At 37.1% G+C, this 23,198-nt stretch carries 21 protein-coding genes and 2 tRNA genes; 3 read left to right on the top strand and 20 right to left on the bottom strand.

Annotated elements, in window-relative coordinates:
* Positions 1 to 290 precede the first annotated feature (290 nt).
* Complete coding sequence (locus BCR22_RS14395) at positions 291 to 4,538, bottom strand: 2-hydroxyacyl-CoA dehydratase (RefSeq protein WP_069655574.1); 4,248 nt, start codon at positions 4,536 to 4,538, stop codon at positions 291 to 293.
* 191 nt (positions 4,539 to 4,729) lie between these two features.
* Between BCR22_RS14395 and BCR22_RS14390 the strand changes: the two genes are divergently transcribed.
* Complete coding sequence (locus tag BCR22_RS14390) at positions 4,730 to 5,338, top strand: TetR/AcrR family transcriptional regulator (RefSeq protein WP_069655573.1); 609 nt, start codon at positions 4,730 to 4,732, stop codon at positions 5,336 to 5,338.
* 76 nt (positions 5,339 to 5,414) lie between these two features.
* Here BCR22_RS14390 and BCR22_RS14385 read toward each other — a convergent pair whose 3' ends face one another.
* From BCR22_RS14385 to yidD, 17 genes are all read right to left on the bottom strand, one after another.
* On the bottom strand, positions 5,415 to 5,600 hold the full coding sequence (locus BCR22_RS14385; protein ID WP_069655572.1) for a hypothetical protein: 186 nt from the start codon (positions 5,598 to 5,600) through the stop codon (positions 5,415 to 5,417).
* 124 nt (positions 5,601 to 5,724) lie between these two features.
* Positions 5,725 to 5,796, bottom strand: a tRNA-Gln gene (locus tag BCR22_RS14380).
* 10 nt (positions 5,797 to 5,806) lie between these two features.
* Positions 5,807 to 5,887, bottom strand: a tRNA-Tyr gene (locus tag BCR22_RS14375).
* Between the two features lie 90 nt (positions 5,888 to 5,977).
* Complete coding sequence (locus tag BCR22_RS14370) at positions 5,978 to 6,211, bottom strand: DUF2969 domain-containing protein (RefSeq protein ID WP_010760759.1); 234 nt, start codon at positions 6,209 to 6,211, stop codon at positions 5,978 to 5,980.
* A gap of 144 nt (positions 6,212 to 6,355) precedes the next feature.
* On the bottom strand, positions 6,356 to 7,210 hold the full coding sequence (locus BCR22_RS14365) for a hypothetical protein (RefSeq protein ID WP_069655571.1): 855 nt from the start codon (positions 7,208 to 7,210) through the stop codon (positions 6,356 to 6,358).
* 18 nt (positions 7,211 to 7,228) lie between these two features.
* Complete coding sequence (locus BCR22_RS14360) at positions 7,229 to 7,954, bottom strand: class D sortase (RefSeq protein WP_069655570.1); 726 nt, start codon at positions 7,952 to 7,954, stop codon at positions 7,229 to 7,231.
* Between the two features lies 1 nt (position 7,955).
* Positions 7,956 to 8,534 carry a hypothetical protein gene (locus BCR22_RS14355; protein ID WP_069655569.1) on the bottom strand — a complete coding sequence of 193 codons (579 nt, stop codon included), beginning with the start codon at positions 8,532 to 8,534 and terminating at the stop codon, positions 7,956 to 7,958.
* 243 nt (positions 8,535 to 8,777) lie between these two features.
* On the bottom strand, positions 8,778 to 9,431 hold the full coding sequence (locus BCR22_RS14350) for a CBS domain-containing protein (RefSeq protein ID WP_069655568.1): 654 nt from the start codon (positions 9,429 to 9,431) through the stop codon (positions 8,778 to 8,780).
* Positions 9,432 to 9,435: 4 nt separating this feature from the next.
* Positions 9,436 to 10,137, bottom strand: a complete 702-nt coding sequence (locus BCR22_RS14345; protein ID WP_069655567.1) for an ABC transporter ATP-binding protein — start codon at positions 10,135 to 10,137, stop codon at positions 9,436 to 9,438.
* Entirely contained in the window at positions 10,137 to 10,913 is a 777-nt protein-coding gene (locus tag BCR22_RS14340; RefSeq protein WP_069655566.1) for an ABC transporter ATP-binding protein, read from the bottom strand. The genes BCR22_RS14345 and BCR22_RS14340 overlap by 1 nt, the downstream gene beginning before the upstream one ends.
* Positions 10,894 to 11,862: a branched-chain amino acid ABC transporter permease gene (locus BCR22_RS14335; protein ID WP_069655565.1), complete on the bottom strand. Its 969-nt coding sequence runs from the start codon at positions 11,860 to 11,862 to the stop codon at positions 10,894 to 10,896. Before BCR22_RS14335 ends, BCR22_RS14340 begins: the two co-directional genes overlap by 20 nt.
* A gap of 9 nt (positions 11,863 to 11,871) precedes the next feature.
* Positions 11,872 to 12,750: a branched-chain amino acid ABC transporter permease gene (locus BCR22_RS14330; protein ID WP_069655564.1), complete on the bottom strand. Its 879-nt coding sequence runs from the start codon at positions 12,748 to 12,750 to the stop codon at positions 11,872 to 11,874.
* A gap of 116 nt (positions 12,751 to 12,866) precedes the next feature.
* Positions 12,867 to 14,033, bottom strand: coding sequence for an ABC transporter substrate-binding protein (locus tag BCR22_RS14325; protein ID WP_069655563.1), 1,167 nt, complete (start codon positions 14,031 to 14,033; stop codon positions 12,867 to 12,869).
* 557 nt (positions 14,034 to 14,590) lie between these two features.
* Entirely contained in the window at positions 14,591 to 17,425 is a 2,835-nt protein-coding gene (locus tag BCR22_RS14320; RefSeq protein ID WP_069655562.1) for a BspA family leucine-rich repeat surface protein, read from the bottom strand.
* A gap of 15 nt (positions 17,426 to 17,440) precedes the next feature.
* The gene (locus BCR22_RS14315) at positions 17,441 to 17,890 is read right to left on the bottom strand and encodes a DUF1307 domain-containing protein (RefSeq protein ID WP_069655561.1); all 450 of its coding nucleotides are present in this window, start codon (positions 17,888 to 17,890) and stop codon (positions 17,441 to 17,443) included.
* A gap of 186 nt (positions 17,891 to 18,076) precedes the next feature.
* A complete protein-coding gene (locus BCR22_RS14310; protein ID WP_069655560.1) occupies positions 18,077 to 18,973 on the bottom strand; it encodes an ROK family protein in 897 nt (298 codons plus the stop codon).
* A gap of 19 nt (positions 18,974 to 18,992) precedes the next feature.
* On the bottom strand, positions 18,993 to 19,283 hold the full coding sequence (yidD, locus tag BCR22_RS14305) for a membrane protein insertion efficiency factor YidD (protein ID WP_069655559.1): 291 nt from the start codon (positions 19,281 to 19,283) through the stop codon (positions 18,993 to 18,995).
* Positions 19,284 to 19,553: 270 nt separating this feature from the next.
* On the opposite strand from yidD, the gene BCR22_RS15535 reads away from it, so the two are divergent.
* A complete protein-coding gene (locus tag BCR22_RS15535; RefSeq protein ID WP_167351544.1) occupies positions 19,554 to 19,703 on the top strand; it encodes an SPJ_0845 family protein in 150 nt (49 codons plus the stop codon).
* A 46-nt stretch (positions 19,704 to 19,749) separates the two neighbouring features.
* On the opposite strand, the gene yihA is transcribed toward BCR22_RS15535, so the two are convergent.
* Together yihA and clpX are read right to left on the bottom strand one after the other, a co-directional pair.
* Positions 19,750 to 20,331 carry a ribosome biogenesis GTP-binding protein YihA/YsxC gene (gene yihA / locus BCR22_RS14300; RefSeq protein ID WP_069655558.1) on the bottom strand — a complete coding sequence of 194 codons (582 nt, stop codon included), beginning with the start codon at positions 20,329 to 20,331 and terminating at the stop codon, positions 19,750 to 19,752.
* 153 nt (positions 20,332 to 20,484) lie between these two features.
* A complete protein-coding gene (gene clpX / locus BCR22_RS14295) occupies positions 20,485 to 21,738 on the bottom strand; it encodes an ATP-dependent Clp protease ATP-binding subunit ClpX (RefSeq protein WP_069655557.1) in 1,254 nt (417 codons plus the stop codon).
* A gap of 191 nt (positions 21,739 to 21,929) precedes the next feature.
* On the opposite strand from clpX, the gene BCR22_RS14290 reads away from it, so the two are divergent.
* Positions 21,930 to 22,958, top strand: coding sequence for a lactonase family protein (locus BCR22_RS14290; RefSeq protein WP_069655556.1), 1,029 nt, complete (start codon positions 21,930 to 21,932; stop codon positions 22,956 to 22,958).
* The last annotated feature ends 240 nt before the right edge of the window (positions 22,959 to 23,198 follow it).

The raw sequence follows: 23,198 nt of genomic DNA, 5'->3' as shown, positions 1-23,198 counted from the left end.
TTCCAACTATAGCAAATGAAAGAGTCAAAGATACAATTTGGTATGCTCCAGTCGAAAAAAAATGTTCTTTCCAATAAAGAACGATTTTAGGTTCCTCTTTATTGTATACCGAAGTATGAACAAAAAGAAACAAAATTGAATACTAGTAGAAACTTCCATTTGAGGTTATCCTTACAGAAAAGGAAAATGTGAGTGGGAGATAACATTTCGCGCTATCTCTCACTCACAAAGAATTTGTCTAAATCATAGAAGCAGAATGCTTGGCAACGCTCCAATTCATTCAAATTATTTTATGAATGAACGTTTTCTTCTTCCATCATCTTATTAGCTGTTGCCATCATCAAACGAATTCGATTCAGTTGATTCACTAATGATACGCCCGGATCATAATCGATTGGTGCAATGTTGGCTTTAGGGTATTGTCGTCGCAACTCTTTCGTTACACCTTTTCCCACAACATGGTTCGGTAAGCATCCAAAAGGCTGCATACACACGATGTTATTCACGTCCGATTTTAGCAACTCTATCATTTCTCCAGTCAAGAACCACCCTTCACCAGTATGATTTCCGATTGACAGAATCTTCCCTGCTTCTGCAGCTAACTCATGAATAGAGCTCAGCCCCTCAAAACGTTTGGAATTTCTCAATGCCTTGTCCATCGGTTTTTCCACATATTCAATGATCCGAATTGCAAATTGAGCTAAGGTTTTACTTTGTTTAGACATGCCCATATTGTCGTATTTCCAAATTTGATTGTATAATGAATAATTCATAAATCCAACAATATCCGGCACAACCGCTTCTGCTCCTTCAGCTTCAAGCAAACGAACGATATCATTATTCGCTGTAGGCGAATATTTTACTAAGATTTCACCAACGATTCCCACTTTAGGTTTCTTGACTTCATTCAATGGGATTTCATCGAATTCTTTGATGATTTTTTTCATATTTCGATTGAATAAGGTCAATGAACCATTACGGACATTCTTTTCGATTTGTTTTAACCATTTAGCGTGAAGGGCGTCAACCATGCCGACTTGTGTTTCATAAGGACGTGTGCGATAAACAACTCGTTCAAATAAATCCCCGTACAAAAAGGCTACAGCTACACGTTTCAACATTGGCAATGTAAATTTAAAGCCAGGATTAGACTCAACACCTTTGTTTCCCATCGAAACAGAAACCACAGGGACTTGCGGAAAGCCTGCATCATTCAGGGCTTTTCTCAACAATGGGATATAATTCGTTGCTCGACAACCGCCGCCTGTTTGTGTCATCATAACACTGACATGATCCAAATCGTACTCCCCGCTTTCTAGCGCTTCAACTAATTGACCAATCGAAATAATTGCCGGATAGCAGGCATCGTTATTCACATATTTCAGACCGACATTTACAGCTTCTCGATCATCTGCGGGTAAACAAACAACATTATAACCAGAAGCTTGTAAAGCGACATCTACTAAACCAGATTGATGAATCGGACTGAGCATTGGTAATAATAGCGTATGCGTTTTTTTCATTTCTTTCGTAAAGATGATTTTTTCTGGTTCCTCGTGTTGAAGTTTTGGTTCGAAATTCATTTTTTCTCTCTCCCCAACAGCTGCTTTTAGGGAACGTAAACGAATACGAATCGCGCCTAAATTCGATCCTTCATCAATTTTCAAAACAGTATAGATTTTTCCATATTGATCCATGATTTCTTCTACCTGATCCGTTGTAACTGCATCTAAACCACAACCAAATGAATTTAACTGAACGAGTTCAAGATTCTTCGATTTCGCTACCACTCGAGCTGCAGCATACAAGCGTGAATGATACACCCATTGATTCACAACACGTAAATTTCCGACATCACTTAAATGAGAAACACAATCTTCGGTCAATACATGGAACCCTTCTTGTGTAATCACATCCGCAATACCATGATTGATTTCTGGATCTAGGTGATATGGGCGACCAGATAAAACAATTCCCTTTTCGCCTTTTTGATTCAGCATTATCAGTGTTTCTTCCCCTTTGTTACGGATAGCTTCTTTGAAAGAATCTAGCTCTTCATAGCCGTGACGCAATGCTTGTGTAATTTGTTCTGCTGATATTCCTAGGTCTGCAAAGGTTTCGCTCAAAACCTTTGCAACAGATTGTTCATTTGCTAAATTAATATACGGGTTACGATAATCAACTTTCCCATCGCGAATATCATCTACATTGTTACGAATAACATCAGGATAGCTTTGTACGATTGGACAGTTAAAATGATTGTCTGCTTCGGCTGATTCTTGCCGTTCAAAAACGACCCCTGGGTAAAAGATCATTGGTATGTTTGAATCGATCAAAGCTTGAATATGACCATGCGTAATTTTGGCTGGATAACAAGCTGTATCACTCGGAATCGTCTCCATTCCTTTTTCATAAAGTTCTTTATTTGAACGTGGTGATAACTCTACCCGAAATCCAAGATCTGTAAAGAACGTATGCCATAACGGATAATTTTCATACATATTTAAAACACGAGGAATGCCAATTCTGCCATGAATAGCATCTTTTTCTTTTAACGGATGATATTTAAATAGTTTACGGTATTTATAGTCAACCAAATTGACTCTACGATCTTCTCTTTTTACTTTGATTCTAGCGCCACGTTCACAACGATTTCCAGTCACAAATTGGCGTCCGTCAGAAAAAATCGTCACAGTCATCATGCAGTTATTTTCACACAAGCCACAATGCGTAAACTCTTTATCTGCGGTAAACGTATCCAACTCTTCAAGACCAAGGATCGTTGTTTCCTGTCCTAATTCGTAGTTTTCTAATGCAATCAAAGCAGCCCCATACGCGCCCATCAAACCTGCAATAGAAGGACGGACAACTTCGCGTTCGCTGATCAGTTCAAAGGCTCGCAAAACAGCTTCGTTATAAAACGTTCCACCTTGGCAAACGATTTTCTTTCCTAATTCTTCTGGACGTCGAACTTTGATTACTTTGTAAATCGCATTTTTGATTACGGAGTATGATAATCCCGCAGAAATATCCCCAACAGAAGCGCCTTCTTTTTGAACTTGTTTGACTTTTGAATTCATGAACACCGTACAACGAGAGCCTAAATCAACGGGTGCTTTAGAACTTAGCGCTTCAAGCGCAAAGTCTTTTACATCAAAGTTCAATGATTTGGCAAACGTTTCAATAAACGAACCACAACCTGAAGAACACGCTTCATTCAATTGGATCGAGGACAACACACCATCTTTAATGGTCATCGCCTTCATATCTTGACCGCCGATATCTAAAATAAAATCAACACCTGGTTGAAAATGATCTGCCGCTTTGTAATGAGCCATCGTCTCGACTTCTCCGATATCAACTTTCAACGCATTTTTAATTAAATGTTCACCGTATCCGGTCACAGCAGATTTTCCAACAAAGACATCTTTTGGTAATTGTTGGTATAATTCTTTCAATACTTTCATGGTCGTTTCTAGAGGCTGTCCTTGATTATTTCCGTAAAATGAAAATAATAAGTTTCCTTCTTCATCAATCAACGTAACTTTTGTCGTTGTAGATCCTGCATCGATTCCTAAAAAGGCAACACCATGATGATCAGCTAACGCTTTTTCTTGCGCTTTTGCTTGATCGTGACGTACTCTAAATTCTTTTAGCTCTGCTTCATCTTGAAATAATGGTTCTAATGTATCGGTTGGTTTTAATTGTTCTTGGTCTCCTTTTGTCAGACGGTGGATTAAATCTGTTAAGCTAGTTGATTTAGCCCCTTCCGAATAAATGGCGGCGCCCATCGCTACAAATAGTTGCGGATTTTCTGGAAAAATAATATTTTCTGGTTTCACATCTAAGGTTTCAATGAATCGTTTTCTAAGTTCAGACATGAAGAAGAGAGGACCACCTAAAAAGGCGATTTTCCCTTTGATTTTTCGTCCTGCTGCAAGTCCTGCAATTGTTTGATTGACTACTGCTTGAAAAATACTGGCTGAAATGTCCTCTTTAGCGGCTCCTTCGTTGATCAAAGGTTGAACATCTGTCTTGGCAAAAACACCGCATCTTGATGCGATCGGGTATATCGTTTGATAGTTTTTAGCTAGTTCATTCACGCCATTCGCATCTGTTTTTAGCAACACAGCCATTTGGTCAATAAAAGCTCCCGTTCCACCAGCACAGCTCCCATTCATCCGCTGTTCTAATGCTCCTTCAAAAAAGGTGATTTTTGCATCTTCACCACCTAGTTCAATCGCTACATCGGTTTCTGGAATGATTTCCTCTACTGTTTTCGTACAGGCGATCACTTCTTGAACAAATGAAATGTTTAAAACATCTGCCAACCCCATGCCACCAGATCCTGTAATAGTCATGGTAATCGGCGTTTCTTCACCCAATTCAGTCATCGCTTCATTCAATACTTTTTCGGTTGCTGCTTTTACATCTGAGTAATGTCGTTCATATTTAGCAAATTTGGTATGATTTTCTTCGTCAATAATTACCAATTTCACAGTTGTCGAACCGACGTCTATTCCTGCTCTTAATGTCATATGTGTTATCTCCTTAAATTTCATACCCTTTTATTCGCAACACTTTGTTGATTATCCTACAAGGTGTCTGATATAATACTTATGTATATTTTAGGAAGATTCTAATGGAATTGCAACAAGCAAAACACCCAAATTTGTGAGATAAACAACAAACTTTCAACTATTGTTGATTATTTCGAAAGGAATTTTTTATGTCAAAGAAAACCGACCTTCGGGTAATGCGAACACACAAAATGATTATTGAAGCGTTCATTCATTTAGTAGATGAAAAAGGATATGACTGTATAACGATCCAAGACATTGCAGATGAAGCCATGATCAATCGCGCGACTTTCTATGCTCATTTCAAAGACAAACAAGACCTTTATGAACAAATTTTTGATTTTGCAATCAATGCCTTCACCTCTGTTATCGATGCAGAACAGCTTATTGTCAGCAACCGGATTAAAGTCAAACAAATTGAAGCCCTACTGACAACTATTTATATTAACATTCAAAAAAATAAAACATTCTTTTTAACAATCATGGATGGTAGTTCAAATGAGTTATTACGGAAAAAGTTAGCAGATATTATTTACGAAAAATACGCAGATATTTTTTCTAAGCTAAAAATCACGGAAAATGAGATTGAAGTACCGATTGATTTCATCATTGAATATATGACGTCAATCTTTACAGGAACGCTTCATTGGTGGATCACAAGTGACACAGACATGTCTCCTAATCATTTAGCTAGACTTGTTATTAAATTAGTTGGAAACGGCCACCTGACTGTTTTAGGGCTTGAGATTGATAAATAGTTTTCAGCCAAAGTAAAATAGCCTAGAACAACACACAAACGAGGTTGTTCCAGGCTATTATTTATTCGCTACGCTATTAGCGGTTTTTCGCACGCCATTTTTTTGTATGAGCAGTGTCTCGGGCAGACACAACTTGGATACCTTTTGTTTGATCTTGCGTTTTCTTTTTAGAAAAAAGATTTATTTTGACATCATATTTGCCTTCACGTGCTAAGTCATAGACTTTTTCTGCTGTTTCAGTTATTTTCTCTTTGATATTCATTCCGTTCACTCCTCATGCTTTTTCATTCACTTTATCACATAATTCGAAAAAAGAGAACAAAAGTTACTATCTCTATTATTTAGTCAAAAAAAGAACAACTCAATATGAGTTGTTCTAACAAAAACTGGGGTAGCTGGATTCGAACCAACGCATGACAGGATCAAAACCTGTTGCCTTACCGCTTGGCTATACCCCAAAGGTTAAAATGGAGGAAAGTGGATTCGAACCACTGAACCCTAAGGAACGGATTTACAGTCCGTCGCGTTTAGCCACTTCGCTATTCCTCCAAAAGGTTTTAGTAAAAAACCTGACTTAGTTATAATACAAAACTTTTGAAGAAAAAGCAAGCCTTTTTCGAAAAAAAGTTGTTATTTATTTTAGTCGTTTAAATTCCACTGGCGAATGATGTATTCAATCGCTTCATCAAGCGTTTTCACGGTTGCTTCATTCCGTCCATCGATCACAACAGCGAATTTTTTTGTATCTTGTGCTAAGACTTGCCCAATTTCTTTTTTGCCGATTGTTAAGGTACTTACTGTGATGGTTTCACCATTTACTTTTTTTTCTGCTTCTTCTATTTTTACTTCTATATCTTTATTTTTCTTTGACATCTTCATCCCTCCAGCTATCTATGGTATCACGTTACGAGAAAAAAAGAAAGTGGGCAAAACCTGATTAGCTTTGCACCACTATTGCTTCATTTCAAAGAAACGCTATACACTTTTGTCTTGTGTTCATAAAAGTCTTTCTGCGCCTTAAGCACTAAATAATTCTTTTCTCTTGCTCTCGCTAAGTATGCCACAAACAACGCCTGCCACAATAGAAAGAATGCCAATCATAATAAACAACCATAAAAAGCTCGATAAATAGGTTTGAATAAAGTCATACATCGCTTTCGATTGGATCCCTAGCTTCTTTAAAAAGCCTTGCATTAAAATAATTGCAGGAACAACCAGCATCATTAAGCCGCTGCCCGTCCAGATATAGGACCAATACCTTAATAAACGATGGAAATAGCCTCTTAATGAAGAATAGAGAGAGAAACTTAATAGGACCCATAAAACACCGCAAACACCCATAAAAACAACTAATGTCGATTTATAGTTCATCACTTTCCGTCCATAGGAAACTAAAAAAGGCAACTCGATGTAGCCTTTGTAAATTGTTACTGCATTGTCGGAAAGTTTCGTTACCGCTTGTTCTGATTCTGGTGTTATCTGGATATTTTTTTCTTTCATATATTCTATGATGGCTTTAGATACCGTATCGTGGATTTCTTTTTCATTAGAAATAGTATACTTTGTGCCTGTATTGTACATTGCTTTGAAATAGGCATTCACATCCGTCTTCACTAACTCTTGCTTGATTGACTGATTCAAAACCCCTTCTGGAATATTACTTCCTAAAGCGCTGTTTTCGATTTGGCGATTGATTTCTTCCGTTAGTTCTGAATAATAATCTGCTTTTGCTGCTTGTTTTGCAATATAGTTTTCGCTAAACAACGTGAGTCTCAATGTCAACAGAATCAAAAACGCGAATAAAAATACAGATGATAGGAAAGCAAGAAAAAAACGAGAGATTACTTTCATTAAACGACCCCGATTTTTCATCTGACTGATTCTCCTCCTTTATGATTTTTCATCGATGATTGGTCCAGATACATAATCTGCTGAAACAAAAACACGTTCAGGTGTTAAACCAATCGCATCTAATGGATAACAAGTATAAAGGATCAGTGCTCTTTTTGAGTGGTCGCCCAATTTTGTATAAACTGCTGGATCTTTATAATCAGCAACTTTTACTTCTGTTACTTGATACGTATAATCTCCATAGTGAGTATGAATGTTCACTTCATCCCCAGGTTCTAAGTAATAAATTTTCCCAAATGAGGGTAGATTATGCCCACCGATCAATGTTGTTCCAAGATCCCCTGGAATCATACTGCCGATGTATTGCCCTGCGCCTAAACGCAAAATATCTTCACTATCTCCGTAATACAATGGTTCATTAATTTCGACTTTATCGATCACTACCTCACCAAATTGATCTCCCCCTACCGGATAGACCATATTTGAAGACGATAGCTCTTCTTTTTCAGATGCTTCCATCTTAGTTGTATTCGCTTCAGTCGATTTTTCGTCTGAGAATGCTGTTTTTGTTTTATCCTTTCTTTTTTCAAAAAGGTTCGTTCCTTGTTGATCAAAAGATGGAGCATCATTCAAAGAAATCAATTCGACTGCAGATGACGCGAAGTTAATGACAGGTGCACCAATTATGTAAATGATGAGATAGCCAAAAAACATAAAGAGAAGAGGCACGTAAATAAATGCCCCTACTCTTTTTAATTGTTTCATATTAGGCTAATTTGTTCTTTCTGCTCACAAATACTGCACCTGCTGCAGCTACGATCAATGAGCCAAAAGTAATCCCGCTTAATGCGTAGTTTGATCCAGTATTTTTGACTGGCGCGCCAGTTTTGTATACAGGAGCACCCTTCGTATCAGTGATAGTCACTGCAGAGTAAGTTCCGTTTGCTCCAAAAGTAATTTTCAAGCCTACAGCATTTCCAGCTGCAACAACATAACTTTGTAATTGAGAAATTACATTAGCTGGTAATAATCTAACCGCATCTCCAAGTGAATTAGCGCCTGATGTGTTGACAGATACTCCTTCAACTAAAGAACGAGCTGCTTGAATGTTCTTAATTGCTTCATCGGCTTGAGCTTGTGCTAAATCAACACGTTTCAAGTGATTAGAAGCTGCATTCGTCTCTGCTGCACCAAAACTGAATTTTTTACCACCAATTGTTAAACCAGCGTTTAATTCATTAAGGATAGGCTGTTCAGTTGCTGAAATAGCACCGTCTGCTGAAGCGGTTGTTGCAAAACTAACCGTTGCTACAAAAGCAATAATAAATCCAATAACTTTTTTCATTTTTCATTCCTCCTATCTTAAATATTTATAATCAATTACAGAATGTCTGTAAAAATTATACTACCAACAACCTCTAACCGATTAGAGGACATAGCGAAAGAATATTAAAGGAGTAAATCACTTTAATATTCCGACTTCGTTTTGAAAACCAGTTCTTTACTATATAAAATTATCATATGCCCCTATAATAGTCAAACTGTTTTGAGAAAAAAAACTCTTCCAATTCTTGCTATTCTTCACTTTTTATACTTTTTTTGAGATGAATGTTGCTTCAAAAACGTCGTAATTGGCTTCTTTCAAAATTCCCTCGATTTTTTGAGTCTCGCGGCTTTCTATTTGTAACTCAATAATTGTTTCTAACTCTTTCCGATTTACAACAACCGTTAAAATACTAAAATCATTATCCGCTAACAATTTGGTAATCTCTGCTAAAATCCCTTTGTGATCTTCTGGAATACGTAACTGAATTCTAGTACCGCCATCATTGTATCCAGTAATTTTTAAAAACGCATCAAAAATATCATTATTTGTTATAATACCAACGAGTGCCTCATTTCCGTCAACAACTGGCAATACTCCGATGTTATGTTGGCGCATTTGAAAAATCCCCTCTTCCAAAGAGGCTTCAGGATTGATTACACGAACATCTTTCACCATTATATCTGCAACTGTGGTCTTGTTTAAAAGATAATTTACTTCATAGACACTTAAACTTGTCGCTTTTGATGGCATCGCCGATTGAATTGTTCCTTCCGTGATCAACCCAATCACTTGCTCTCCTTTGACTACAGGCAAGCGATGGATATTATTTATTTTCATCAACTCAACCGCATCAAAAATTTTCATTTCTGGTTGAGCTACGACTAAATTTTTTGTCATAAAATCACTTACACTCATGCTATTAACCTCCTAGATATGCTTTTTTCACTTCATCACTTTCTAATAATTCTTTACCTGGTCCGCTTAAAACAACTTCACCCGTTTCCAAAACGTAGCCTCGATCGGCAATCGACAACGCCATTTTCGCATTTTGTTCAATCAATAAAACAGTCGTTCCTTGTTTGTTGATTTCTTGGATGATGTTAAAGATTTCTTGAATAAAGATTGGTGCTAATCCCATAGAAGGCTCATCTAATAATAGCAATTTTGGTTTAGACATCAGTGCTCTGCCCATTGCCAACATCTGTTGTTCTCCACCAGATAAGGTTGACGCATCTTGATTTTTACGTTCTTTTAAAATTGGAAAACGATCAAAAATCATATCGTACTCTTTTTTTAAATCACTATCTTTGCGTAAAAATGCCCCCATTTCAAGATTCTCTTGAACCGTTAAACCAGCAAAAACATGGCGACCTTCTGGTACTTGACACAGTCCAGATGCAACAATCTTTTGTGGAACCATTTTATGGATTGGTTGACCTTCAAAGGTAATACTCCCATTCGAAGGTCGATTCAACCCAGAAATCGTTCTTAAAATCGTCGTTTTACCCGCACCGTTTGCTCCGATCAAAGAGACGATTTCTCCTTGTTCTACGTTGAAACTTACATCACGTACTGCTTGAATCACACCATAATGAACAGATAAATTTTCAATGGTCAGCATTATAGTTCACCTCCAAGGTAAGCTTCGATCACACGAGGATCGTTTTTGATGGCTTCTGGTTTGCCTTCAGCAATAATCCTGCCATACTCTAACACATAAATTCGTTGACAAACCTCCATGACTAAACTCATATCATGTTCGATCAAAACAATTGTGATTTGAAATTCTTTTTGGATTTTTCTAATGAGTTCCGTTAATTCTGCCGTTTCTTGAGGATTCATCCCTGCAGCTGGTTCATCTAAAAACAATACTTTCGGTTGTGTCGCCAAAGCTCGTACGATCTCTAAACGTCTTTGTTCGCCATAAGGAAGGTTTTTAGCTAACGTCTGAACTTTTCCCTCTAAACCGAAAATCGCAAGTAATTCCAATACCTTCTTTTCCATCTCCTCTTCTTTTTTATAAAAAGTTGGTAAGCGTAAAAGACTTGAAAGGATTCCTTCTTTGTTTTTACTATTCATCGCAATTAGAACGTTATCCATTACGGTCAACTCTTTAAATAAGCGGATATTTTGGAAAGTCCTGCTTAACCCCATGTCCGCAATTTTATACGGTTTCATACCATTCAACACGTGTTCTTTCCCTAGAATATCGAGAGTTACTGTTCCTTCACTAGGTTCATAAACACCAGTTAAAAGATTAAATAATGTTGTCTTTCCAGCGCCATTAGGACCAATTAATCCAATTAATTCATTTGTTTCTAAAGAAAGATTGACATTGGAAACAGCAGCGAGTCCGCCGAAGTTTTTGGTTAAATTACTAACGTTCAATAGAGGCATTTGTTTTGTCCTCCTTTTTCTTAACTATTTTTTTGACTGAAAATTCCCAGGTTCCAAGTAAGCCACCTGGTTTAAAAATCATGATGATGATCAATGCTAATGCGTAAATGATCATTCTAAGAGCCCCTGCATCTTGCAAGAACATATTCAAAATGCCAAGTACAATCGCTGAAATAAAGGTTCCTGTGACACTACCGATACCACCAAATACTACGATGATCAAAATATCGATTGATTTCATGAAACCAAAATCTTTTGGCGCAATTGTTTGAACATAACTTGAATAAATCGCACCTGCCACACTTGCTGTAACAGCACCAATGATAAAGGCAACGACTTTATATTTCGTCGTATTCACCCCCATCGATTCTGCCGCAATTTCATCTTCTCTGATCGCCATTGTCGCGCGTCCCGGTCCACTATGAATAAAGTTAACAATGATCAACGTTACAATCACCACAAATCCGAATACCATTGACCAGTTAACCATTGGTGGAATACCAAAAATACCGGCTGGACCATTGGTTATGTCTTTCATATTGATAATAACAATACGAATAATCTCTGAAATCCCTAATGTCGCAATCGCTAAGTAATCCCCTTTTAATCTCAAGGTTGGAATCCCAACTAATAATGCCACGATCCCTGACAACACGATCCCTAACAAAATTCCGCTAAAAAAACCGCCCATCGTAGGATATTTAACAGACATAATCGCTGCACTGTATGCACCGATCGCCATAAAGCCAGCATGCCCCAATGAAAACTGACCTGAAAAACCAATAATCAAATTCAATCCTAACGCCAACATAATATTGATCCCGATAGTAATCAAGGTATATTCAGTAAAGGGTGTTATCACACCTGTTACATATAATGTGTAAATAAAAGCATAAGCGAGAGCTGCAATTAAAAGCCAAACAACATTATATTTTAAATTCTTTTTCATGCTTGCCACCTACACTTTCTCTTTGATATTCTTGCCAAGTATTCCAGCAGGACGAATCAATAAAATAATAATCAACAACGCATATACAACCGCATCTTTATAATCTGAAAAACCAAGCGCAATCGTGATTGTTTCTAGTAACCCGATCACAAAGCCACCAAGTGCCGCTCCTGGTATAATCCCAATTCCGCCTAAAACCGCCGCAACGAAAGATTTTAGCCCTGGGACAACGCCCATCATCGGATCAATCGAATTATAGTAAAGTCCAATCAGCATGCCCGCTGCCGCCGCTAAAGCAGAGCCTAAAGCAAAGGTAAATGAAATCGTACGATTCACATTGATCCCCATCAATTGGGCCGCATCTGCATCAACTGAAACTGCCCGCATTGCTTTACCCATTTTTGTCTTTTTAACAATCAATTGGAGCGCAATCATCAATACTAATGAAATAACTAAAATAAGAACTTGAATATTTGAGATTTGAATAAAACCTAATTGATAATTTTTAAATTCAATTGCTTGCGGAAATGATTTTTTTTCAGGACCTAGCCAATAAATCATCCCGTTTTGTAGTAAAAAGGAAACCCCAATCGCTGTGATCAAAGCCGCAATTCTTGTTGATTTTCTTAACGGTCTGTATGCTAAAAATTCAATGACCACACCGATTACAGCAGCACCTACCATAGATAGAATCAACGCTGGGAAAAAGCCTAAATTCAATTTGTTAATAAAGAAATACCCCATAAAACTGCCCAACATATAAATTTCACCATGCGCAAAGTTGATCAATTTAATGATCCCGTAAACCATTGTATAGCCCAATGCCAACAGAGCATAAATACTTCCTAGAAAAAGCCCATTTACTAGTTGTTGGATAACTACTTCCATGTTTATCACTTCCAATATTTTAGAATAATTACTGTTTGATTAAAGAAAAAAGAGGAGGGACAAAACGTGGAACCTTGTCTCACCCTCTTTAAGTTACATATAGATCGTTTTTCAACTTAAGGATTTACGGCATCCGCAGATGTTTCTTTTCCATCTGTTAAGCCTAATACTACAGCTGATTTTTCAGGATTATGATCTTTGTCCATCGTCATTTTTCCTGTAACACCGACAAAATCTTTTAATGAGGCTAATCCTGCTGTGATGTCTTTTGAATCAGCTGAATCTTTGTCTTCCATCGCTTGTTTTAACATATAAACAGAATCATAACCTAACGCGTTAAAAGCAGATGGTTGTTTAGAGTATTTTTTCTTAAATGATTCTACAAATGGTTTTACTTTGTCTGTAGCTGGTGCTTTTTCTGAGAAGTGACCTGTGTAATACACATCAGAAACATTTTTTGCTCCAGCGATTTCAACTAATTTTTCATCGCCAAATCCGTCAGCACCTAAAATTGGTTTATCGATGCCCATTTCACGTGCTTGCTTGATGATCAAGCCAGCTTCTGCATAATATCCTGGAATGTAGATCGCATCATAATCAAGGTCTTTGATTTTTGTTAAAATTGCTTGGAAATCTTTGTCACCAGCAGTAAATGTTTCTTCTTTGGCAATCTTGCCTTTAAACGTCTCTTTAAATGATTTCGTTAAACCAATCGCGTAATCACTTGAATTATCCCCAATGATCACTACATTTTTTGCTTTTAAATTATCTTGAGCGAAATTTGCTAAGATGACTCCTTGGAACGTATCTTGGAAACAAGCTCTGAAAATGTATTCTTGGACTTTATCGTTTACAACAGTGATGCTGTCATCTGTAGCTGAAGGTGTGATCACCGGAACTGCTGCTTTGGTCATATTTGGAATTGTCGCTTTTGTCGCACCAGATGTCGCTGGTCCAACGACTGCAACAACTTTATCTTTTGACGTTAAATTGGCTGCTACTGACGTTGCTTCGCCATTTTCAGATTTGTTGTCTTTTTCAATCAACTCTAATTTTTTACCTAACACGCCGCCTGCTTCGTTGATTTCTTCAACTGCCAATGCGATTCCTTCTTTTTCAGCATTCCCGTACGCTGAAACATCCCCAGAAAGTTCCATGTTCATCCCTATTTTGATTGTATCGCCTTCAACCTTATTTCCATCACTGCTTGCGCCCCCACCAGCTGCTGGTCCACATGCTGCTAGTAAAAATAGACTAGCAAATAAAAAACTAAATTTCTTCATTTTGTTTCCTCCTTTGATTTTAAAGCTTGTTGTGTTGGTCAGATCTAACTGGAAAATAGGAAAAATAGAATGTGATGCATGTCACCACAATCAGCTTTTTCTTTTTCTCGAAGAGCTACCACAAAAAGCTAGATGATTTTAAAGCTGAACGAATTCGTAGAGCCGGATAATTTTCTTTGTATAAATAATTATTAAAGAAGTATGTATACAAATATAATCAATAATAAAAGAAATGTCAATTAATTTTCAGAAAATTCCTATAATTCAAATTATTATGCGTTAATTCCTCTATTTTACAACTGAAGCTCTCGATATTTTTACGTTTATTTTTCTTTCATTTGAGAATCTATTTCAACTACTCATAAATTCTAGGAAAAGTAGCAATCGTTTATCACCATTCTGTATCTAAAGTAATGTATAGGAGAAAGCTTAATAAGGGATCAAACTTATCGTTCATTTTCTGTCATAACAAAACTGACAAAAGGCACGACAAGATGATCCCTATTCTACACTAAAAATTATTTACTGCCATTTCATTGCATCGTAGTCATCCATTCCTATTGGGTAATACTGACAGGCGTCCGCAATACTTCAATTCCCTGTTCGTTTAGCACTGCTACTTCCACTTTATTTGTAGGAGAAAGAATCCCTACTCCTAATAATTTAAATGTGCCGTCCTCTGCAATTTTCACTGTTTCTTGACGTCTTCGCTTGACATATAACCGAACACTACTTGCTGATTTACCAGTGACTTTCCCTGTTACGTAGGGCGTGTCCAGCTTGTAGGTATCCAGCACCATTTCCACCTTAGCGGGTTGAACTGTAACGTTTTGACGTGTGATTTCTGTACTATAACGATACCCTACAACTTCAACTTTATCACTCTCTTGTTCAATTAGCCCTTCTACATCGAATGAAAATTGACGGTTGGAGGTTAATAATTTTCGTTCAATTTCTTTTCCGTTGATGACCAATGCGACATGTGTATGGAAATAATCAGTCTTGCCTGAAACGACTGTGTCTTCTGATAAAACATAGTCATTTACCGTCAACTCATAGTCAATTTCTTCAACTTTGACCATGCCACGATTGATTTCTTCATTTTTGCTATCTAAAATAACGATTTTTACTTTATCTGTTGTCTTCGTAATGGTTTCTTCTGTATCTAGTTCAAAAATTCCATCACTAAAAATCGCTGTTGTGGAAATCAACTGATCATTGACCCATAGTTGGGCGTTTTTAGGGCTTAATGCTGGGTCGATTTCCCCTGTAATAAAGTCATCTAATCCAAGATAAAATGGATCTAAAATCAGTGAACTATTTGCAGAAACATTTACAGTAGTTGTTGCTTTGAAGCCACCGTTTTCTGTTAACGCGGTAATTTCTGTGGTACCTGATTTTAATCCAGTTACAGCGCCTTCCTGTGAGACAGAAGCAATAGAAGCGTCAGCAACAGAATACGTAACTTTTTTATTCGTTGCATTTTCTGGAAGGACTTTTGCTTGTAATTGGCTTTCTTCAGAAATCGTTAGGTTTAAAGCGGAAGGTGTTAACTCTATTCCGGTTACCTCAAAACCTGTTTTCATTTCGCGGATGTATTTTCCCGGTTTCGTTCCATCATAATTTGCCATAAGCCTTGCACTGCTGTCATAGCTATTCTCAGCTTCTGAAGAATCTAAGAGCCATCTTCCAGTGTATGGTTCTACTTTTTTCCTTGGTAAATTAGTTGATGGTGTAGGCTTAAAATTAGGACCTAGAATCAACACATCTAACGAATCTGTTTTATAAAAAATACTCTCAATTGACGATACATTACTCGTGTCCCAATTACTTATATTCAACTCATAAAGGTTACGTGCGTAGGCAAACATGTTCGTCATATTTGTCGTTTTGGTTATGTTCCAAGTATTCAAATCTAATTTGCTCAAATTCGTTACTTGACTAAACATAGACTCCATATCTATTACTTTACTCGTATCCCAATCGATCACATTTAAACCTGATATACCACTTGACTGAAACATACGGTCCATATACCGAACATTACTTACATTCCAATCACTGATATCTAAGTCAGTTAACTTTGTAGTGCCAGAAAACATTGAAGACATAGTCGTTACATTTTCTGTATTCCAACCAGATATATTCAACGTTTTCAAGCTGGAAGCATTATAAAACATTGAAAACATGCTCGTCACTTTTCCTGTAACCCACTCCAACATATCTAATTCTGTTAAGCTTGAGGCACCTGAAAACATTGAAGACATGTTCGTAACACTTCTTGTATCCCAGTCTGATATATCCAATTCTGTTAAGCTTGACGCACCTGAAAACATTGAAGACATAGTGGTCACTTTTCCTGTATCCCAGCCACTTACATCTACATTTATCAGTTTTGAACTATCAGAAAACATGGACTCCATAGTCGTCACTTTACTTGTATTCCAATTAGTTGTATTTAAGCTCGTTAAGCTTTTCGCATTAGAAAACATTAAAGACATGTTTATCACATTAATCGTATCCCATTCACTTACATCTATATTTGTCAGATTTGAAGTATAAGAAAACATGGAATTCATATTCGTCACTTTACTTGTATTCCATTGGTCTACATCTAATTTTGATAGACTTTTAGCACCAGAAAACATGCCACTCATGTTTCTCACATTTATTGTATCCCATTTGCTCACATCTATATCTGTCAAATTATAAGTATTTACAAACATGGAACTCATATCCGTCACACCACTTGTATCAATAAAACCTGCCCCTTCTATTGTTTCTAAATAAGACAAATATGAAAACATACTATTTGTCGAGGAATTAGCTGTAACTGGCTCAGTGAATTTTATGTGTTTGATTCTCGCCCCTTCTAAAATTCTAAAAGATTCTATTTTAAAATATATACTTGTCCTGTGTTCAGTATTTGGAAGTTCTCCACCTCCAAAGGTAAGTGTCTGGCTCTCTGCATCCCATTCCCAAGGCACTGTACCATATATCCCTTCCACTTTTTTGATGGTTATTACCACTTCTCCACTTAATCCACTTTCTGTTTTGGCTGTGATCGTTACAGTCCCAGCTTTGAGAGCCGTAACCACTCCTGTTTCAGAAACAGTTGCTAACGCTTCATCACTGGATGTCCAAGTAAGGTTAGCTGTACTATTTTCTGGCGTGAATACAGCTGTTAGTTGTTGTGTTTGTCCTTCTTTTAACTCTTTCTTTTCTGCGTTCACAACAAGCGCGGTTGGCTCACTGTCTTCTGCAACTTTTACTGTTTGTTCTGGAATAGCCTCTGTGCTGTTGCTTTCTTCCGCGAAAGCAGCGGTTCCATATACGCTAACTAATCCCAGAGCCCCTACGATTAATCCTTTGACAACTACTGACTTTTTCATTCTTCTTCTCCTTTTCTACTTTTCTTTTTTAAACCCTAACTTTATAAGTTGCGCTTCATTTGCCTCTTCACTTGCACTAGCAAATGATTCATTTGGCAACGAAATAAGCGAGATTTCCTTGGCATCTTTGGTTGATACTTTTTTCAAGTCCACTTCAATGGTTTCTACGGCTGCTTTTTCAGTAAAATCAATCGTATAGTGAATTCCCTTTTTATTGGCGTACAATTTTTCACTAGGCTCTAATAGCTTCTTTGCTTTTGTTTTAGTTGATATGCCCATTGTTTTGTACTGAATCGTTGTTATAATTTTTTGCTTTAATAACGCATCTTTCTTGTGAATATTTTGAACTTTTACCTGTTCGTCTTCTTGTTTTAGAACAAAGGTTGCGGTCTGTTCTTGTACTGCGCAAGCAGAAAGGGTAAATAACGCAATTATCCCGACAATCCCCAAACTATTTCGTTTCATTCTATCTCCTTCTTTCTTATCACTATACTCATTGTAACAAATAATTAATAATAAGTCTTTTATTATTAACTAAGGAAGACAAAAAAGAGCAGTAAAACCAATTTAGTTTTACTGCCTCGTGCCTGATTCACCTTTTTTCACATTCTTTTTAGCCTGATAGTCGATTTTAAATTCTAGTAGAAAACATCAGTCTGTCCCCATCGTTTCCTCTCTATTTTTTTGAATTGCTATAAAAATAGCTGCAGCTCCAATCAGATTTGCATCATTTTTGTATTGACACGTTACGATTTGCGGGATAAAATCATTTAATTCAAAATGCGCTAGTTTTTCTTTCATTCGACGATTGATTTCCTCTAGTAAGCCTTTTTTAGCTGAGACACCTCCGCCTAAAACAATCATCTCTGGATCAAGGGAAAATTGAATACTAAACAATCCTTGTGTCACATACTCATAAAAATTATTCACTTCTTCTATCGCCAATTTATCCCCAGACTCTGCCAATGCAAACACATCTTCCCCAGTGTACGTCTCTTTCTCTACACCCTTGCGTTCGCAATAACGCCAAGCCATTTGAACAGCAGTCCCTAGTTTACTAAAGGTCTCACCACCACTTAGGTACATTAATCCAAATTCACCACCATAAAGATGAGCGCCTTTTACAATTTTTCCTTTATGAAAAATCGCCCCACCAATACCCGTTCCAATCACAACAAACGCCACTTCTTGTTTCCCTTTCGCAGCACCTTCGTATATTTCTGCCATTCCTGCACAATTCGCATCGTTTTCGATTGAGACTGGCAACTCAAATAACGCTTCCAATTCTTTATAAATATTGAATCTATGAATATAAGGAATTGCCGAAATTCCGTTGATCATTTGTTTTTCAACATCTACTACACCAGGTGCACTAATAGCTACCCCTTCAATTGTCTGATTGATCTCGTTATAAACAGCGAATAATGACGCTTTCATTTCATCCCATGTTTTAGGTGTTGTAAAGTTTCCTTTATCCCTTATTTCTTGGCCGTTCCAAATCCCATATTTTACTGCTGAACCGCCAAAGTCAAATGCCAAAATTGCCATCCCGTAACCCCACCTTCATTTATTTATTCTTTTTGTCTCTTCTATAATTGTAGGGACCGTGATATTCCTGGTCCGGATTTCTTTTTAAACTAAACTTCAACGGTACATAGTCGATTCCACCTTTAGTCAGTGGATGACATCGTAAAAATCTCGCTGTCCCCATGGTAATTCCCTTAATACTGCCATGCGTCTGAATAGCATCGATCATGTATTGTGAACACGTCGGGTGATAGCGGCAACTAGCTGGAAGCCCTGGGGAAATAAAGCGCTGATAGCCACGAACCATTCCGATAAAAATATTCCCTGCCATTTCGTCCCTCTTTTCTCTATCCGAAAAAACTATACCTTGTTTTGTAATCGAATGCAAGTTTACAAATTGAAGGTAAAACTATTTTTATAAAAATTTGCAACGGTTGAAAAAGAAAACTATTCAAATTTCTAAAAGGATGCTAAACTAGAGAAAAGGCAGAGACAACAGTAACATCCAGTCTTGTTTCTTATCCTCAATAAGTATACACTGCTGGTATATATTGTTTGATTCGGCTGCATTCAATCTAAAACGAAATGGAGCAACGAAACGATGGGCTTAAAATTTGAACGTACAAATGATTTAGATAAATTATTCGATTCTTTTGCAGTAGATCCAAAAAAAGTCGAAATGCCAAAAGAAGAATTAGAAAAACAAGCAGCTAAAGCTGAACAAACAGAACAAAAGAAAAAAGAACAATAAAAAAAGCGTTGACGTCTCCCAAAATTTGGAGAGGTCAATGCTTTTTTTATAAATACTTTTCAATGGCTTGCCATGCTTCTTCTTTCCCTTCTTTTGTTTGTGAAGAAAAAAGAATGAAATCATCAGATTTATCAAAGTTTAGGGCTTTTTTGATAACACTTTCATGCTTGTTCCATTTTCCGCGAGGGATTTTATCTTTTTTAGTCGCTACAACAATTACTGGAATCTCATAGTATTTTAAAAACTCATACATTTGAATATCTTCCTGTGTCGGCGCATGACGTAAATCAACTAAAGAAACAACGGCTTTCAATTGTTCTCTTGTCGTCATATACGTTTCGATCATCTCGCCCCATTTCGCTCGTTCCGTTTTCGACACTTTCGCATACCCATATCCTGGAACATCGACAAAGTGCAACGCCTCTTCAATCAAATAAAAATTCAGCGTTTGAGTCTTCCCTGGTTTTCCAGAAGTTCTAGCTAGATTTTTTCGATTGATCAGTGTGTTGATGAAAGATGATTTACCAACATTGGAACGACCCGCTAAAGCAATTTCTGGAAGTTCTGTTTCTGGATATTGTTTTGGTGAGACGGCACTGATGATAATTTCTGCATTATGAACATTCATTTTACTAACCTCCTAAGTGTAAAAGCTGAACGAACTTTTTCCTAAGATCACTATCCAACTAGAAGCTAGTGACTAGCTCGTAAAACTAAATACCTTGTTTTATAAAATCAGTAAAAAAGTAGAGACGCATCTCTACTTTTTAGTCTTTTAAAATTAACCAGCTTTTTTGTCTTTTTTATTATAAACAATTGCTGGTTTACCAGTGCCATCAACAGCCATTTCTGTAATAATGACTTTTTCGATCGAATCATCTGATGGTACGTCAAACATGACATCCATCATGATTTCTTCGATGATCGAGCGTAAGCCACGAGCTCCTGTATTTCGTTCAATTGCTTTATTCGCGATCGCACGTAATGCTTCTGGCTCAAATTCTAATTCTGTATCATCTAACGATAATAGTTTTTGATATTGTTTGACTAATGCATTTTTTGGTTCTGTCAAAATACGAACCAAATCATCCGTTGTCAACTTCTCTAACGCAGCAGTCACTGGTAAGCGTCCAATAAACTCAGGAATCAATCCAAATTTCAAAAGATCTTCTGGAATGATTTGTTGCATAACGCTTTCGTCTTCGTTCAGTTTGCTGTTTTGAGTCCCAAAACCGATTGTTTTTTCGCCTAGGCGATTTTTGACCATATTCTCGATACCGTCAAAAGCTCCGCCGACAATAAACAGGACATTAGTGGTGTCGATTTGGATAAATTCTTGATGCGGGTGTTTGCGTCCGCCTTGCGGTGGTACGCTAGCAACTGTTCCTTCCAAGATTTTAAGCAATGCTTGTTGTACACCTTCGCCTGATACATCTCTTGTGATCGATACATTTTCGCTCTTACGGGCAATTTTGTCGATCTCATCAATGTAGATGATTCCTTTTTCAGCACGTTCTACGTTAAAATCAGCAGATTGTAATAGTTTTAAGAGAATATTCTCTACATCTTCTCCCACATATCCTGCTTCAGTTAAACTAGTCGCGTCTGCAATTGCAAATGGTACATTCAATGTTCTAGCCAATGTTTGGGCTAAAAATGTTTTCCCAGAACCCGTTGGGCCAATTAAACAAATATTGCTCTTTTGTAGTTCCACTTCTTCAGAGCTTGAATTTTCTGATTGATTTACACGTTTATAGTGATTATAGACAGCCACTGCTAGTGAGCGTTTTGCCTGATCTTGTCCAATTACATATTCGTTTAAGACTTCCAAAATTTCTTGGGGTTTTGGGACATCCGTTAGTTCACGTACGGCTTCGTCGTAAAATTCTTCATCAATAATCTCTTTACATAAGTCGATACATTCATTACAAATATAGACACCTGGTCCTGCAACGATTTTTTTCACTTCTTCTTGTGTTTTACCACAAAATGAACAGCGAACTGCACCATTGTTGCTATTTGTGTTATCGTACATGCGTGTCACCCCTCTAAAATTAAAAATGACTGTCGTTACAGTCTTAAAATATAATAGCATAAATCAAGTGAAAATGCGAACATTGGATTTATAAAGATTTGATAAATAAATGAATTCTTATGGTATACTAAAAGAAGAAAAATCAATTGCTGTTACGTTTCAATTAACAGTAAAAAACTGGAGGGAATTTCATGCTTGAACAAATTTTATTAGGGACTTATACACGTAGAGATAGTAAAGGAATTTACCAAATCACATTAGATACTGAGAAAGAAACTCTTTCAAATGCAACTTTATTAGTAGAAGAAACGAGCCCGACATACTTGGCTACAGATCAAAAAGGGGACCTATTCAATGTTACTTCTGTTGATGGTGAAGGGGGCATGGCAGCGTACAAAAACAACGACGGACACTTTGAGTTGCTAAATAAAGTAACCGAAGCTGGCGCTCCTCCATGTTATGTAGCGATTGATGAAGAAAAACAACTTGTTTTTGGTGCAAATTATCATCAAGGTATTGTTCATGTTTATCGCATTTTAGCAGATGGACAATTAGAGGATACAGATAAAATCGTACATGATGAAGCGACTGGTCCCCATGAAAACCAAGACAATGCTCATGTTCATTATACGGATTTAACTCCTGATCGCCGTTTGGCTGTTTGTGATCTTGGTACGGATCGTGTGTATACGTATGATGTTAGTGAGGAAGGTACATTATCTGAGGTAGCTCAATATGTTGCAGAACCTGGAACAGGCCCCCGTCATTTGGTTTTCCATCCGAATAATCAAGTCGCTTATTTGTTTGGTGAATTAGATAGTACGGTGACTGTTTTGGCTTATAATGCTGCAGACGGTTCCTTTGAACAAATTCAAAAAGTGTCGACTTTACCTGATGGTTTTAATGAATTTAACGGCGGTGCTGCGATTCGTATTTCAGAAGATGGTCGTTTTGTCTATGCCTCAAATCGTGGACACGATTCAATTGCCGTTTTTGCTACTTCTGAAGAGGGACGCAAGGTAGAGCGTGCGCAATTGATTTCCACCGAAGGCGAAATTCCAAGGGACTTTGATTTAGATCCTACAGAAAAATTTGTGGTTGCAGCGAATCAAAATACAGATAACGTAACGCTTTATCGCCGTGATGAAGAAACTGGTCTTTTAGAAATGATCCAAAAAGATGTTTATGCACCTGAGTGTGTGTGTGTTTATTTTAAATAGAAATATAAAAAAGTAGCGTAAAACTTCATCGTTTTATGCTACTTTTTTTATGCTCGTATTTTCTACCTTCTACTTTTGACTCCTGAATAGTTTCGCTGCTCATTTTACTCACTATATAGTGTCAGTAGTTGAGACACAGATAATAGGCTCTCAACCACTGGTTTAATAAATTGAACATAAAACGATTAAAGTATTTTTTGTTCAGACTATTAAGAAAAATAAAATTATAAATAAAGAATT

The organism is Enterococcus plantarum (genome assembly GCF_001730295.1).
Lineage (GTDB): Bacteria > Bacillota > Bacilli > Lactobacillales > Enterococcaceae > Enterococcus_L > Enterococcus_L plantarum.
This window is presented reverse-complemented; position numbering and strand designations above follow the sequence as displayed.

What these genes read in the sequence shown, in the direction of transcription:
- BCR22_RS14395 (WP_069655574.1), bottom strand. Translation starts at nt 4,538, where the DNA reads ATGACATTAAGAGCAGGAATAGACGTCGGTTCGACAACTGTGAAATTG.
- BCR22_RS14390 (WP_069655573.1), top strand. Translation starts at nt 4,730, where the DNA reads ATGTCAAAGAAAACCGACCTTCGGGTAATGCGAACACACAAAATGATT.
- BCR22_RS14385 (WP_069655572.1), bottom strand. Translation starts at nt 5,600, where the DNA reads ATGAATATCAAAGAGAAAATAACTGAAACAGCAGAAAAAGTCTATGAC.
- BCR22_RS14370 (WP_010760759.1), bottom strand. Translation starts at nt 6,211, where the DNA reads ATGTCAAAGAAAAATAAAGATATAGAAGTAAAAATAGAAGAAGCAGAA.
- BCR22_RS14365 (WP_069655571.1), bottom strand. Translation starts at nt 7,210, where the DNA reads ATGAAAAATCGGGGTCGTTTAATGAAAGTAATCTCTCGTTTTTTTCTT.
- BCR22_RS14360 (WP_069655570.1), bottom strand. Translation starts at nt 7,954, where the DNA reads ATGAAACAATTAAAAAGAGTAGGGGCATTTATTTACGTGCCTCTTCTC.
- BCR22_RS14355 (WP_069655569.1), bottom strand. Translation starts at nt 8,534, where the DNA reads ATGAAAAAAGTTATTGGATTTATTATTGCTTTTGTAGCAACGGTTAGT.
- BCR22_RS14350 (WP_069655568.1), bottom strand. Translation starts at nt 9,431, where the DNA reads ATGAGTGTAAGTGATTTTATGACAAAAAATTTAGTCGTAGCTCAACCA.
- BCR22_RS14345 (WP_069655567.1), bottom strand. Translation starts at nt 10,137, where the DNA reads ATGCTGACCATTGAAAATTTATCTGTTCATTATGGTGTGATTCAAGCA.
- BCR22_RS14340 (WP_069655566.1), bottom strand. Translation starts at nt 10,913, where the DNA reads ATGCCTCTATTGAACGTTAGTAATTTAACCAAAAACTTCGGCGGACTC.
- BCR22_RS14335 (WP_069655565.1), bottom strand. Translation starts at nt 11,862, where the DNA reads ATGAAAAAGAATTTAAAATATAATGTTGTTTGGCTTTTAATTGCAGCT.
- BCR22_RS14330 (WP_069655564.1), bottom strand. Translation starts at nt 12,750, where the DNA reads ATGGAAGTAGTTATCCAACAACTAGTAAATGGGCTTTTTCTAGGAAGT.
- BCR22_RS14325 (WP_069655563.1), bottom strand. Translation starts at nt 14,033, where the DNA reads ATGAAGAAATTTAGTTTTTTATTTGCTAGTCTATTTTTACTAGCAGCA.
- BCR22_RS14320 (WP_069655562.1), bottom strand. Translation starts at nt 17,425, where the DNA reads ATGAAAAAGTCAGTAGTTGTCAAAGGATTAATCGTAGGGGCTCTGGGA.
- BCR22_RS14315 (WP_069655561.1), bottom strand. Translation starts at nt 17,890, where the DNA reads ATGAAACGAAATAGTTTGGGGATTGTCGGGATAATTGCGTTATTTACC.
- BCR22_RS14310 (WP_069655560.1), bottom strand. Translation starts at nt 18,973, where the DNA reads ATGGCAATTTTGGCATTTGACTTTGGCGGTTCAGCAGTAAAATATGGG.
- yidD (WP_069655559.1), bottom strand. Translation starts at nt 19,283, where the DNA reads ATGGCAGGGAATATTTTTATCGGAATGGTTCGTGGCTATCAGCGCTTT.
- BCR22_RS15535 (WP_167351544.1), top strand. Translation starts at nt 19,554, where the DNA reads ATGGGCTTAAAATTTGAACGTACAAATGATTTAGATAAATTATTCGAT.
- yihA (WP_069655558.1), bottom strand. Translation starts at nt 20,331, where the DNA reads ATGAATGTTCATAATGCAGAAATTATCATCAGTGCCGTCTCACCAAAA.
- clpX (WP_069655557.1), bottom strand. Translation starts at nt 21,738, where the DNA reads ATGTACGATAACACAAATAGCAACAATGGTGCAGTTCGCTGTTCATTT.
- BCR22_RS14290 (WP_069655556.1), top strand. Translation starts at nt 21,930, where the DNA reads ATGCTTGAACAAATTTTATTAGGGACTTATACACGTAGAGATAGTAAA.